Annotated in this window: 12 protein-coding genes and 3 tRNA genes; 7 read left to right on the top strand and 8 right to left on the bottom strand. The window is 56.4% G+C overall.

Annotated elements, in window-relative coordinates; genetic code table 11:
• Positions 1–155: 155 nt before the first annotated feature.
• A tRNA-Asp gene (locus ACR3E6_RS12805) sits at positions 156–232 on the bottom strand.
• 44 nt (positions 233–276) lie between these two features.
• Positions 277–353, bottom strand: a tRNA-Asp gene (locus ACR3E6_RS12800).
• A gap of 180 nt (positions 354–533) precedes the next feature.
• Here ACR3E6_RS12800 and ACR3E6_RS12795 point away from each other — a divergent pair.
• Together ACR3E6_RS12795 and ACR3E6_RS12790 are read left to right on the top strand one after the other, a co-directional pair.
• Positions 534–608: transfer RNA gene (locus tag ACR3E6_RS12795), tRNA-Val, on the top strand.
• A 112-nt stretch (positions 609–720) separates the two neighbouring features.
• On the top strand, positions 721–2307 hold the full coding sequence (locus ACR3E6_RS12790; RefSeq protein ID WP_480487439.1) for an APC family permease: 1587 nt from the start codon (positions 721–723) through the stop codon (positions 2305–2307).
• A 45-nt stretch (positions 2308–2352) separates the two neighbouring features.
• On the opposite strand, the gene lon is transcribed toward ACR3E6_RS12790, so the two are convergent.
• The 4 genes from lon to ACR3E6_RS12770 form a co-directional block, all read right to left on the bottom strand.
• Positions 2353–4761: an endopeptidase La gene (lon, locus tag ACR3E6_RS12785; RefSeq protein ID WP_171632762.1), complete on the bottom strand. Its 2409-nt coding sequence runs from the start codon at positions 4759–4761 to the stop codon at positions 2353–2355.
• 223 nt (positions 4762–4984) lie between these two features.
• Positions 4985–5179: a hypothetical protein gene (locus tag ACR3E6_RS12780; protein ID WP_480487437.1), complete on the bottom strand. Its 195-nt coding sequence runs from the start codon at positions 5177–5179 to the stop codon at positions 4985–4987.
• 307 nt (positions 5180–5486) lie between these two features.
• Positions 5487–6617 carry a tRNA guanosine(34) transglycosylase Tgt gene (gene tgt, locus ACR3E6_RS12775; protein ID WP_210092300.1) on the bottom strand — a complete coding sequence of 377 codons (1131 nt, stop codon included), beginning with the start codon at positions 6615–6617 and terminating at the stop codon, positions 5487–5489.
• A gap of 63 nt (positions 6618–6680) precedes the next feature.
• Positions 6681–7592, bottom strand: a complete 912-nt coding sequence (locus ACR3E6_RS12770) for a nucleoside hydrolase (RefSeq protein WP_480487435.1) — start codon at positions 7590–7592, stop codon at positions 6681–6683.
• 174 nt (positions 7593–7766) lie between these two features.
• Between ACR3E6_RS12770 and ACR3E6_RS12765 the strand changes: the two genes are divergently transcribed.
• From ACR3E6_RS12765 to ACR3E6_RS12755, 3 genes are all read left to right on the top strand, one after another.
• Entirely contained in the window at positions 7767–8657 is an 891-nt protein-coding gene (locus ACR3E6_RS12765) for an SPFH domain-containing protein (protein ID WP_171723352.1), read from the top strand.
• Positions 8657–8935 carry an NfeD family protein gene (locus ACR3E6_RS12760; protein ID WP_171168340.1) on the top strand — a complete coding sequence of 93 codons (279 nt, stop codon included), beginning with the start codon at positions 8657–8659 and terminating at the stop codon, positions 8933–8935. The genes ACR3E6_RS12765 and ACR3E6_RS12760 overlap by 1 nt, the downstream gene beginning before the upstream one ends.
• Positions 8936–9029: 94 nt before the next feature.
• Entirely contained in the window at positions 9030–9392 is a 363-nt protein-coding gene (locus ACR3E6_RS12755) for an SUF system Fe-S cluster assembly protein (RefSeq protein WP_152457849.1), read from the top strand.
• A 218-nt stretch (positions 9393–9610) separates the two neighbouring features.
• On the opposite strand, the gene ACR3E6_RS12750 is transcribed toward ACR3E6_RS12755, so the two are convergent.
• Complete coding sequence (locus ACR3E6_RS12750; protein WP_245217979.1) at positions 9611–9880, bottom strand: hypothetical protein; 270 nt, start codon at positions 9878–9880, stop codon at positions 9611–9613.
• 289 nt (positions 9881–10169) lie between these two features.
• Between ACR3E6_RS12750 and ACR3E6_RS12745 the strand changes: the two genes are divergently transcribed.
• The gene (locus ACR3E6_RS12745) at positions 10170–10535 is read left to right on the top strand and encodes a HesB/IscA family protein (protein ID WP_171632773.1); all 366 of its coding nucleotides are present in this window, start codon (positions 10170–10172) and stop codon (positions 10533–10535) included.
• Between the two features lie 148 nt (positions 10536–10683).
• Positions 10684–11433, top strand: a complete 750-nt coding sequence (gene tpiA / locus ACR3E6_RS12740; protein WP_480487432.1) for a triose-phosphate isomerase — start codon at positions 10684–10686, stop codon at positions 11431–11433.
• 503 nt (positions 11434–11936) lie between these two features.
• Here tpiA and ACR3E6_RS12735 read toward each other — a convergent pair.
• A complete protein-coding gene (locus ACR3E6_RS12735; RefSeq protein WP_171723355.1) occupies positions 11937–12248 on the bottom strand; it encodes a DMT family transporter in 312 nt (103 codons plus the stop codon).
• Positions 12249–12386: the final 138 nt, after the last annotated feature.

Raw genomic sequence — 12386 nt, 5'->3', positions numbered from 1 at the left:
GGTTTAGAGATAGGCGAGCTTGCCCGAGTCTCCAACAGAAAAGTTAGAACATTTAGTGAACGTATAGGTTTTCGCCGACCAAATCAAACGATGGGCATGGAATCGAACAGCTCAATGCCTGGCTATCTGGCGAACTTATGATTTTAAGGGGAAAATGGCGCGGTTGACGGGGCTCGAACCCGCGACCCCCGGCGTGACAGGCCGGTACTCTAACCAACTGAGCTACAACCGCGCATCTATTTCATGGCCTTTGTCCTGGACCAAGGTAGGCAGCGATGGCGCGGTTGACGGGGCTCGAACCCGCGACCCCCGGCGTGACAGGCCGGTACTCTAACCAACTGAGCTACAACCGCCCGCTGCATGTTCATTGCTGAACGTTTGGGTGTATTATGGCCACGGTCGGGCAGCGTCAAGCGGCGTTTTGAAGTTTTTTGTCAGAATCCAATTTTTTGTTTGCCCGCTGTTTTTTGCCCGCGCGAATTGTTCAATTTCCCTTGCAGTGCACCCCCGCGGAAGATATGACCGCATGTCATGGGTGATTAGCTCAGTGGTAGAGCGCTTCGTTCACATCGAAGATGTCAGGAGTTCAAATCTCTTATCACCCACCACCCCCTTTCCGGATTTTCGCTTGGAGCCAGCGGGCTTGCCACGTCGCGCGTTCCACGGCTATCGTGTCCTATTTGGCCTGACAACAGGCCACACGCAAACGCTGAGGTCACCATGACGGGGTTGAAGCGCGACATTGGCCTTCTGGGACTGACCTTCATTTCAGTCGGAGGAATCATCGGTTCGGGCTGGTTATTCGGCCCCCTTCTGGCCGTTCAGCATGCAGGGCCCGCGGCTACGATCTCGTGGATTATCGGCGCGGTTGCCATGTTCATTTTGGCCATCACCTTCGCAGAGATTTCCGCCATGCTGCCCATTCCCGGAGGGATCGCGCGCGTGCCTCAGTTTTCGCATGGCAACATCGTTTCGATGGCGATGGGATGGACTGCCTGGATCGGCTACAACACCACAGCGCCCATCGAAGTCGAGGCCATGTTGAAGTACCTGGCGCCGTATGCGCCTTGGCTGCATACGGCCGAGACAGGTGATTTAACCGGGGCGGGTATTTTCGTCGCGCTGGTTTTCATGCTGCTGTTCGTCGCGGTGAATGCGCTTGGGGTTAAGTTCTTCACGCGCGTCAATGCTGCGCTGACCTGGGCCAAGATCGCCATACCAGTTGTCCTGTCCGTTCTGCTTGTCGCAAGCCAGTTCAACACCGAGAACTTCACACAGCCCGATGGTTTTGCGCCCTACGGCGCGCAGGGTATCATGGCCGCCGTTTCCACCGGGGGCGTTATTTTTTCATTCATCGGCTTTCGCCATGTAGTTGATATGGCTGGCGAAGTTCGAAATCCAAAATTTGCAATTCCGGCCGCATTGGTGTTGTCGATAGTTCTGTGCGCCGTCATCTACCTTGGCTTGCAAGTGGCCTTCATCGGTGCGCTGGACCCATCCATGCTGTCCAAAGGATGGGCACAGTTGAGTTTTGGGGGTGAAGGACCACTGGACGCCATCATCATGTCCGTTGGGCTGGTCTGGTTTCTGAGCCTGCTGAATGTCGGATCCGTGATAGGCCCTTTTGGAAACGGGCTGGTCGCAACCGGGTCGAACGCCCGTATCGCCCTCGCCCTTTCAAAAAACGGGTTCCTGCCCAGACGGTTGCAGGTTTTATCGTCTTTCGGGGTTCCACTGTGGGCGCTGGGGCTGAACTTTGTGATCGGAACGGTTTTCCTGCTGACAGTACCCTTTACCACCGTCATTGCCTTGAACGGTGCGGCCATCGTCTTGTCATTTGCCGTCGGGCCCATCGCCGTGGTTTGCCTGAGAAACCTTATGCCAGATCATCCCAGATCGATCCGAATACCGGCCGTGCGTCTTGTCGCGCTGTCCGCTTTCACCATCGCCACGCTGATCGTCTATTGGAGCGGATGGGACACGGTCTGGCGGCTTGGCATTGCGCTGATTGTCGGGAAAATTCTGTTGCTGATCCGGTTCCGGGGACGTTTGGATGAAATGGACGTTACCGAGGCCCTGTGGCTTGTGCCTTATTTCTCAGGCCTTGGGCTGATCTCATTCCTTGGGCAATTCGGAGCCGGATCGTTGAAACAGATCCCGTTTGGGTGGGACCTTCTGCTTTGTATCCTGTTTTCGTCGATCATTTTTGTTCTTGCCGTCCGCTCGGCGCTGCCATCGAAAAAATTCAATGAATACATAGCCGAAGAAGAAATACTTGATGCAAAGCAACCCGTCATTGGATTGTAAAAAAGGCAGGGCATTCGCCCCGCCTTTTTCATTCTCTCAATCTGCTTAGTGCGCAGTGGCCGATGGCCCGGTCGTTTCAGACGAGGCTGCGGCGGCCGCGGCGGCCTCCTCGGCGGCTTCGTCCCACTCAATCGGTTCCGGTGTACGAACCAGAGCGTGCTCAAGAACCTCCGAGACGTGCTTGACCGGGATGATTTTCAGCCCTTCCTTCACATTGTCCGGGATATCCGCCAGGTCCTTTTCGTTTTCCTCTGGGATCAGGACCGTCTTGATACCACCGCGCAACGCAGCCAGCAGTTTCTCTTTCAAGCCGCCAATCGGCATTGCGTTTCCCCGCAACGAAACCTCGCCTGTCATGGCGATATCCTTGCGTACGGGAATGCCCGTCAGAACCGATACAATCGATGTCACCATCGCCAGACCCGCTGACGGACCATCCTTGGGCGTTGCACCATCGGGCACGTGCACATGGATGTCGATCTTGTCGAACTGAGGCGGCTTCACTCCGATCTTGGGAGAAATCGACCGCACATATGACGATGCCGCATCGATGGATTCTTTCATCACATCGCCCAGCTTGCCTGTCGTCTTCATCCGACCTTTGCCGGGCAGTTTCAACGCCTCGATATGCAACAGATCGCCCCCGACCGAGGTCCAGGCCAGACCGGTCACGACACCAATCTGGTCGTCCTGCTCGGCCAGACCATAGCGGAACTTGGGCACACCCAGGAACTCATCCAGATTATCCGGCGTCACCGTCACAGTGTCCGCCTCTTTCTTGATAATCTTGGTCAGCGACTTCCGCGCAACCTTGGCGATTTCACGTTCAAGGTTCCGCACACCGGCCTCGCGGGTATAGGTGCGAATTATCTTTTGCAGCGCCTCATCGGTCAGTTCGAATTCCTTGGCTTTAAGACCATGGTTTTTGACCTGCTTGGCGATCAGGTGCTGTTTGGCGATCTCGCGCTTTTCATCCTCGGTATAGCCGGCTAGTGGGATGATCTCCATCCGGTCCAGCAAGGGCCCGGGCATGTTGTAGCTGTTGGACGTGGTCAGGAACATCACGTTCGACAGGTCATATTCGACCTCCAAGTAGTGGTCCATGAATGTGTTGTTCTGTTCCGGGTCCAACACTTCCAACATCGCCGAGGCCGGGTCACCACGGAAGTCCTGCCCCATCTTGTCAATTTCATCGAGCAGGATGAGCGGGTTGGTGGTTTTCGCCTTTTTCAGCGCCTGAATGATCTTGCCGGGCATCGAACCGATATAGGTCCGGCGGTGGCCGCGGATCTCGGATTCGTCGCGCACCCCACCCAAGCTAATGCGAATGAACTCGCGCCCCGTGGCTTTGGCGACCGATTTACCTAAGCTGGTCTTGCCCACGCCCGGAGGGCCGACAAGGCACAGGATCGGGCCTTTCAGCTTTTTCGAACGTTGCTGAACGGCGAGATATTCGACGATCCGCTCCTTGACCTTTTCAAGGCCATAGTGATCGGCGTCCAGAATATCCTGCGCACGACCCAGATCCTTTTTGACGCGGGATTTGGTGCCCCACGGCAAAGACAGAATCCAGTCCAGATAATTGCGCACCACGGTTGCTTCGGCTGACATGGGCGACATGTTCTTGAGCTTCTTCAGCTCGCCTTCCGCCTTCTCGCGCGCTTCCTTCGACAGCTTGGTCTCGGCGATCTTGGCTTCCAGTTCGGCGATCTCGTTCGCGCCGTCCTCGCCATCGCCAAGCTCTTTCTGAATGGCCTTCATCTGCTCATTCAGATAATACTCGCGCTGGGTCTTCTCCATCTGGGATTTGACGCGGGTCTTGATCTTTTTCTCGACCTGCAGAACCGACATTTCGCCCTGCATCAGGCCATAAACTTTTTCAAGCCGCTCGCTGACGCTGAGTGTTTCCAGCAGGTCCTGCTTTTGTTCGACCTCGATGCCCAGATGGCCCGACACAAGGTCGGCCAGCTTTGCCGGCTCGGTGGTTTCACCCACGGCCGTCAGCGCTTCTTCGGGGATGTTCTTGCGCACCTTGGCATAGCGCTCGAACTCGTCCGCAACGGTGCGCAACAGGGCTTCGGTCGTGGTGACGTCACCCGGGATTTCGGTCAGATATTCCGCCCGTGCTTCGAAAAACAATTCGTTTTCAAGAAACTCGGTGATCTGCACGCGCGCCTGCCCTTCGACAAGCACTTTGACGGTGCCGTCGGGCAGTTTCAGCAGCTGCAACACATTGGCCAGAACACCGGATCGGTAGATACCGTCCTCATCCGGGTCGTCTACGCCGGGATCGATCTGGCTGGACAGCAGAATTTGTTTGTCATCCTGCATCACCTCTTCCAGCGCGCGTACCGATTTGTCTCGGCCCACGAAAAGCGGCACGATCATATGCGGGAACACCACGATATCGCGCAGCGGCAGGACGGGGTATGAGGAATTCAGAGGCTCTTGCATGCTCTATCCTTATCGTTGGCAAGACGGCGCTTGTCCCTCATCGAGGCAACATCCGGCCATCTCCTGTCTTGGACGATAAAGGTGGGGCCTCATCGCCCTTTTTCAACCTTACCGCCATGTATCGTGTCGCAGCATGAACCGAGGTTTTCGGGACTGCAAGATGTCCCGGGAACATATCCACCGAAATTAGTGCGACATGCATATGCAATGCGCATATTCACTATCAGAACACCTGCTGCACCGCCCGGGACAGAAAAAAAACGCGGCCATCGAGGTTGCGGCATTCCAGACCTTTCGTGGAAGAGGCGCAGGTAAATCCTCCGAACCGACCGGTGACACCGTATTCCGCACGGTCAAATCCGTCCCGGTTCCGATTCAGCGGCTGGCACAGCATTTCCACGGGACCGGTGTCGAACATCTGAAAATCATGCCCCCCAGTCAGATTGACAGTTCGCGGGGCGCGGCAACGCCGGAGGGCCGTATCTTTTTATGATCGTGCACCGAGTGTCCGAGGACTCGGCGCCTTCGCCCACCGAGCACTGAGTGTTTTCGGATGGGGTTTCAAAGGTCCAGACATCTGCAATTGCAGGGCTTGTACAAAAAAATGACTGCGCCGAGGAAAAGGCGGGACATCAACAGTTCTCCGGGTCACATACAAAAACAACTTTGAATAAAGTTGTTTCAGAATACCGGAAGACCCCGCAATTGTCACCTGAACGGACAGGTTACAGGGGCTCGATATCGCCCTGCGCGCGTTGCGCGTGGAACGCGGCCTGCCACGCCTCAAATGAGCCTTCAGCGATCGCGTCCCGCATGCCCTGCATGATTTCCTGAAAGTAATGAAGGTTGTGCCAGGTCAGCAACATGCCCGAGATCATCTCGTTGGCGCGAAACACATGGTGCAGGTAAGCACGTGAATAGTTCGAACAGGCCGGGCAAGAACAGTTTTCATCCAGCGGGCGTGGATCGTCCGCATGACGCGCGTTCTTGATGTTCACGACGCCATGGCGCGTGAACACCTGACCGGTACGGCCCGAACGCGAGGGCAGAACGCAATCCATCATGTCGATCCCACGCGCCACTGCTCCGACTATGTCATCCGGTTTGCCAACGCCCATCAGGTAACGTGGCTTGTCCTTGGGCAGGAAATCAGGCGCATAATCCAGACAGTCGAACATGGCCTCTTGCCCCTCGCCCACTGCCAGACCGCCAACGGCGTAGCCTTCGAAACCAATCTTCTTCAACGCTTCGGCGCTTTCTTCCCGCAGGTCCCGCTCGAGACCACCCTGCATGATTCCGAACAGAGCATGCCCCGGACGATCCCCAAAGGCGTCACGGGACCTGTCGGCCCAACGCATCGACAAACGCATGGATTCGGCGATCCGGTCGCGATTTGCAGGCAATGCAGGGCACTCGTCAAAGCACATCACGATGTCGGACCCCAGAAGGCGCTGAATTTCCATTGATCTTTCTGGCGTCAGCTCGTGCTTCGATCCATCAATATGGGATTTGAAGGTCACGCCTTTTTCGGTCAGCTTGCGCAAGCCGGCCAGCGACATGACCTGAAACCCCCCCGAGTCCGTCAGGATCGGTCGGTCCCAGTTCATGAACCTGTGCAACCCGCCCAAACGGTCAATCCGTTCGGCGGTGGGGCGCAGCATCAGGTGATAGGTGTTGCCCAGCAGGATGTCGGCCCCGGTGGCCCGGACGCTTTCCGGCATCATCGCCTTGACCGTCGCGGCGGTACCAACTGGCATGAAGGCAGGTGTCCGCACCTCGCCACGCGGAGTGTTGATCACACCGGTGCGCGCCTTGCCGTCTGTGGCCTTGAGCTTGAAAGAGAATTGCTGGATCATGTTATCGCCTCGGATCGCCGAACCGGGCAGGATTTGCCCGATCCGATCGGTCTTTGCAACCCGTCAGGGCAAGGATGCAACGCGGTCAGTAAACAGACGCACGACCCCCGCTCCATCCACATCACGACAAACACGAACTGCGGGACGATCCCGGTCAGGTTGCGTCGCACCTATCCGGTCGCCTTCCGTCACTACACGCAGCCCGGTTTCGACCACGTCGAACATGGCCCCGTGCGAACAGGCGATCACAGCGGTTGAATCATGCAGACCGCACCCTTCCAATCCGCCGATTTCTTTATAGAATTTCAGATAAAACCGAGAGATATCACGCAGAAAAGATCCCATGCCGGGCGATTTTTGAGCCAGCGCCTCGAAATCCGCGGTCTCGTAAAGTGTTTTCAGGGTAACGTCCAAACCAACCAGCACGGTCTCGGGCGGTGCGGAAAAGACCGCATCCGCGGCAACCGCATCGTGATAAATGTTGGCTTCTGCATGGTCGGTAACGTTGCCCTTGCAGTAGACGGCACCGCCCATGATCACCAACCGGCCGAGATTACCGGCAAATTCCGGGTCCAATCGCATGGCGTTGGCAATGTTGGTCAGCGGTCCGACCGCACACACGACCAATTCGTTTTTGTGCTTCCGGGCCATCTCGGCCAGAAACTCTGCGGCAGGAAGATCATGATTCCGTCCGATCTCGGGTATCTCGGTCAGATCGCCAAACCCTTCGGGACCATGGACATGGTCCGATGGGACGTGCATGTCAGCCCCCAACGGGAAAGGCGCGCCTTCCGCCACTGGAAGGTCCAGGCCCAGCTTGTCCAGCAGGAAACGGGCATTGCGGCTGGACTGATGAACATGCGTATTGCCGAACACCGTGGTCAGGCCGATCAGGTCAAATTCAGGCGCAGCAGCGGCATAGGCAATCGCCATGGCATCGTCGATGCCGGGGTCTGTATCGATTATCAGTTTCATTCCCGCCCGATACCGCAAACAAGCCGGGATGCAAAGCAGTCACAACAGTTCGGTTCAATGCTGAATTCCCGTAGTGAGGCGTTTGCATCCGCCAGCTTTCCCTCCATACCAGAGTTGAAATCGAGCGACTCAACCATATATGTATACCATAGTACACAATAAAAAGAGGACAGAATGACCGAAGATCAGATCATCGGACTGCTTTCGTCAAACATTATTTACCTGCTCGCCGCCGTGCTGGTGGTCATCGTTATTTTCAAGGGCATCAAGATCGTTCCGCAATCCGAAAAATACGTGGTTGAACGGTTTGGCCGCCTGCATTCGGTGCTTGGCCCCGGCATCAATTTCATTGTTCCGTTACTGGACGTTGCACGCCACAAGATCTCGATCCTCGAGCGCCAGTTGCCGAACGCGACCCAAGACGCGATCACCAAGGACAACGTGCTGGTGCAAATCGACACCTCTGTCTTCTACCGAATTCTCGAACCGGAAAAGACGGTCTATCGTATCCGCGACGTTGATGGAGCGATTGCAACCACGGTTGCCGGTATCGTTCGTGCCGAGATCGGCAAGATGGATCTGGACGAAGTGCAGTCGAACCGTGCACAGTTGATCACACGCATTCAGGAAAGCGTTGAAACAGCAGTGGATGATTGGGGAATCGAAGTGACCCGGGCCGAGATTCTGGATGTGAATCTGGATCAGGCCACCCGCGATGCCATGCTGCAACAGCTAAACGCAGAACGCGCCCGCCGTGCGCAGGTGACCGAAGCCGAAGGCAAAAAACGCGCCGTCGAATTGCACGCCGATGCCGAGCTGTACGCAGCGGAACAAACCGCCAAGGCGCGGCGCATTCAGGCCGAGGCCGAGGCATACGCGACAGGCGTCGTCGCCAAGGCCATTCAGGACAATGGCATCGAGGCTGCGCAGTATCAGGTTGCGTTGAAACAGGTTGAAGCCCTTAATGCACTGGGCAACGGTTCCGGCAAGCAGACCATAGTTGTGCCCGCCAATGCTCTCGAAGCCTTTGGTGACGCGTTCAAAATGCTCAAAGGAGGTAGATGATGGCTGATCCCTTTTGGCTGACTTGGTGGATCTGGCTGGCCGCCGCGCTGGCTCTGGGGATCCTGGAAATCGTTCTGCCCGGATTCATCTTCTTGGGCTTTGCGATCGGGGCCGCGATCACCGGTCTCATCCTTGTCATCCCCGGTCTGACACTGTCATTGCATGTGATCGCGCTGATCTTCGCAGTTCTTTCGTTGATCGCATGGCTAGTCCTGCGCCGGCTTTTTGCCTTGCCGCATGGTCAGGTCAAAACCTTCACGCATGACATCAATGACTAAGACACAGTGACGCTCACCCGAGCGTCACGCCCCTACTGGACGCTGTTGCAGGTATTCCCTATATAATCACTCAGGCAACTGACCCGAGGCAAAGATGACCCACCCGAGCGAACAGTTTGAAGGCACCCCGCTGATTGCGCCGTCAACGATTGAACACCCGCTGTACGAGGCAGTCGTCGAAGCGTGCCGCACGGTTTACGATCCGGAAATTCCGGTCAACATCTATGACCTGGGCCTGATCTATACGATCGACATTTCTCCGGACAACGCCGTGAAGGTCATCATGACCCTGACGGCACCCGGGTGTCCGGTCGCGGGCGACATGCCTGGCTGGATTGTCGAGGCGATTGAACCTGTTGCGGGCGTCAAGGAAGTCGATGTCGAACTGACCTGGGAACCGCCCTGGGGCATGGAAATGATGTCGGATGAGGCGCGCCTGGAATTGGGCTTTATGTAGCCATCAGGCACTTGCCCTTCCAACCGTCACGAAAACTTGGCATTTTCGTCACCTTATCGTGCAGTCCCCGTCACACTCCAGACGGATATCATCTTAAGGTGGCCGTCGCGTATGCGGTGCCGTGGGCTGGGTACGCCATGACCGCCCCCCGCTTCCCAGCTCAAGAATATGGGCCGTTCTTGCCCGAGAACGGTCCTTTTTTGTTCCGACAACGACGATCAATTCAGATTGCAGGTTTCCTTGATCTCTGCCGTTCTGGCATCCAGTTGCTTGACGTAGTCACCTGACAGCATTTGCAGCCTTTTTTGCTCGGTTCCCGTGACCAGCCCCAACAGAGCCCCGGCAGGTGTTATGGCGGCAATGCTTTCCAGTTGTTTGTCTTCCGCATGTTTCTTTTCCGATGCAATCGCGCGCAGATCCCCTTCCGCCGTTGCACAATTCACCGGGTGCCGTTCGGATCCCGTGGCCGCCCAAGCTTCGTCGGACATCGCGCACACGCTTACGGAAAAAAGTGCGGCCGCAAGTAAAGCTACTTTAACTTTCGACCCTAAATAATTCATATTTCTACCACTTCATGTCATGCCATCTATTCGGACGGGGTTCCAAAACGTCATAAGACCGATGCTAACCCCGCCTCCCGTATCAAAGCAAGTTTGCAGAGCGGCGACGCAGAAACACTAAGCTTTCCAGCGAATTCAATTTCTTTACACGACATTGCCTTGAGCAAAAGAGCCTTGGCCCCTAGATTGGGTGTAACGCGCGACAACGGAGATTTACATGTTCGGCATCCCCGGCAAACAGGCTGTGACAATGACGCCCAAAGCCGCAGAACAGATTACCCGCCTGATGAAATCAGGCGGTCACGCTGGTTTGCGCATCGGCGTCAAAAAAGGCGGCTGTGCAGGCATGGAATATACCATGGAGTATGTTGATCACGCAGATCCTCATGACGAAGTCGTCGAACAGGATGGCGCGCGCATCATGATTGCGCCCATGGCTCAGATGTTCCTGTTCGGAACCGAAATCGATTACGAAGTGTCGTTGTTGGAATCCGGCTTTAAGTTCAAGAACCCGAACGTCGTCGACGCCTGCGGCTGTGGAGAATCGATCAAATTCGACGAAAGCATCGGCCAACAAGGCTAAGCCCGCCTCATCCCTTTTCATTTGAACGTCGCATGCGGGCCGATCTTCGATGTTTGCGCCCGGGATCAGCATGCGAGCAGAATTGTAAGATGGTCCTTACAATGCTATCCGCATGCTAAAATCATCGGATGATCAGGGAGATACCGAAATGCGGCAGAAGCTGGCGGCTGGAAACTGGAAGATGAATGGGACCGGCGCTGAGTTGACCGAGTTGAAGGCGCTGTCTCAGATCCACCCGGCAGCCTCGGTGGATATCCTGATTTGCCCGCCGGCAACATTGCTCAGCCGCGCATCAATTGCCGTTCAGGGCACCGCCATCTCTGTCGGTGGTCAGGACTGTCATGCGGCAAAATCAGGCGCGCATACCGGAGATATCAGTGCGGATATGCTGGTGGATGCCGGTGCAACATCGGTCATCCTGGGCCATTCCGAGCGCCGCGTGGACCACGGTGAACATGACGAAGATGTGCGGGCCAAGGCGCGCGCAGCGATGGATGCAGGTTTGAAGGCGATCATTTGCGTCGGTGAAAGCCTTGAGCAGCGCGAAGCGGCCAATACGCTCGACATCATCGGCGGCCAGATGTCCGGGTCGATCCCGGATCAGTCGACCGGCGAGAACCTGATCGTCGCATATGAACCGATTTGGGCAATTGGCACCGGCAAAGTTCCCACCCTGGAAGAAATCGGGGACGTTCACGACTTCATGCGCGCCCGGCTGGAGCGCCGCTTTGGCGAAGGCGTGGGCCGCTCCGTCCGCCTGCTTTATGGCGGCTCGGTGAAACCCGGCAACGCGACGGATATATTTTCAGTTTCCAACGTCGATGGCGCACTTGTGGGCGGGGCCAGCCTGAAAGCGTCTGAATTCTCGGGAATCATTCAAGCGCTGGAAGGCGCCTAATTCCAGACTTCGTCCCGCAGTTTCTTCGGCTCAAGGATCGGTTTTTTCAATAGATCGTCGCTTCAACGCGATGCGGTCGGGGTTGTTCACTACAACAGGCCACTCCCCTTTGATCGCAAAAATCCTGCCTTGCGCGCGAAATTCCGTGAGTTGACGAAGAGACGCGGGGTTCCGAACTGAGCGATGGGAAGCGAACAAATTGCACTGGGCAATGGCGAGGTATGCGGGAACAGGTTTTCTGACGCCCCGCCTTGCGCAGGGCTTCCATCTGTACCAGCACGGTCGGGTTGCTGCCCTGTACAGGCTGATTGCGACCTTGTGAGACAACTCCGCCATCCCGCGCCAGAACCGATTTGATGCGACATCCGCCGTCGTCAAATCCGGCCTTCGCCTTTTCAGGAGCCACGCAAAATGCGTCTGTCAGAGCCGGTCAAAATTCCGAGCTCCGCTTCGAGTGTGTGCTGTAAACTGCCGAAGTACTTTGGCTTGGCAAGTCAAGCGCATCAGGCCAGCTTCATCACCACAAGGCCTGTCACGATCAGAACCGCAGCTGCGATCCGCGCAGGTGTCAGGGCTTCGCCAAGAAACAGAATACCGACACTGAACGCCCCCACCGCACCGATCCCAGTCCAGATCGTGTATGCGGTGCCCAACGGTAAGTCGCGCATTGCAAGCGCCAGCAGACCAAATGAGCCCAACATCGAAGCGCCCATCACGGCCGTCGGCCACAATCGGGTAAAACCGGCCGACTGCTTCATGGCAACCGCCCAGACAATTTCCAAAAGGCCAGCAAACAGAAGAAAGATCCAGGGCATAAGACAACCTCATATCCGTACGGGTCGTCCCGAATGATGTCCCAGAAAGCAGAGGTCGTCCTCTGTGCCTCAGATAAGAACCCATCGCGTGGTTTCAAGACACGAAAAAGCCGGGCAGTTGACACCACCCGGCTTTGT

The organism is Ruegeria sp. AL3, from assembly GCF_056536065.1.
This window is presented reverse-complemented; position numbering and strand designations above follow the sequence as displayed.

What these genes read in the sequence shown, in the direction of transcription:
- ACR3E6_RS12755 (WP_152457849.1), top strand. Translation starts at nt 9,030, where the DNA reads ATGACCCACCCGAGCGAACAGTTTGAAGGCACCCCGCTGATTGCGCCG.
- ACR3E6_RS12745 (WP_171632773.1), top strand. Translation starts at nt 10,170, where the DNA reads ATGTTCGGCATCCCCGGCAAACAGGCTGTGACAATGACGCCCAAAGCC.
- ACR3E6_RS12760 (WP_171168340.1), top strand. Translation starts at nt 8,657, where the DNA reads ATGGCTGATCCCTTTTGGCTGACTTGGTGGATCTGGCTGGCCGCCGCG.
- ACR3E6_RS12780 (WP_480487437.1), bottom strand. Translation starts at nt 5,179, where the DNA reads ATGTTCGACACCGGTCCCGTGGAAATGCTGTGCCAGCCGCTGAATCGG.
- tgt (WP_210092300.1), bottom strand. Translation starts at nt 6,617, where the DNA reads ATGATCCAGCAATTCTCTTTCAAGCTCAAGGCCACAGACGGCAAGGCG.
- lon (WP_171632762.1), bottom strand. Translation starts at nt 4,761, where the DNA reads ATGCAAGAGCCTCTGAATTCCTCATACCCCGTCCTGCCGCTGCGCGAT.
- ACR3E6_RS12765 (WP_171723352.1), top strand. Translation starts at nt 7,767, where the DNA reads ATGACCGAAGATCAGATCATCGGACTGCTTTCGTCAAACATTATTTAC.
- ACR3E6_RS12790 (WP_480487439.1), top strand. Translation starts at nt 721, where the DNA reads ATGACGGGGTTGAAGCGCGACATTGGCCTTCTGGGACTGACCTTCATT.
- ACR3E6_RS12770 (WP_480487435.1), bottom strand. Translation starts at nt 7,592, where the DNA reads ATGAAACTGATAATCGATACAGACCCCGGCATCGACGATGCCATGGCG.
- ACR3E6_RS12735 (WP_171723355.1), bottom strand. Translation starts at nt 12,248, where the DNA reads ATGCCCTGGATCTTTCTTCTGTTTGCTGGCCTTTTGGAAATTGTCTGG.
- tpiA (WP_480487432.1), top strand. Translation starts at nt 10,684, where the DNA reads ATGCGGCAGAAGCTGGCGGCTGGAAACTGGAAGATGAATGGGACCGGC.
- ACR3E6_RS12750 (WP_245217979.1), bottom strand. Translation starts at nt 9,880, where the DNA reads ATGTCCGACGAAGCTTGGGCGGCCACGGGATCCGAACGGCACCCGGTG.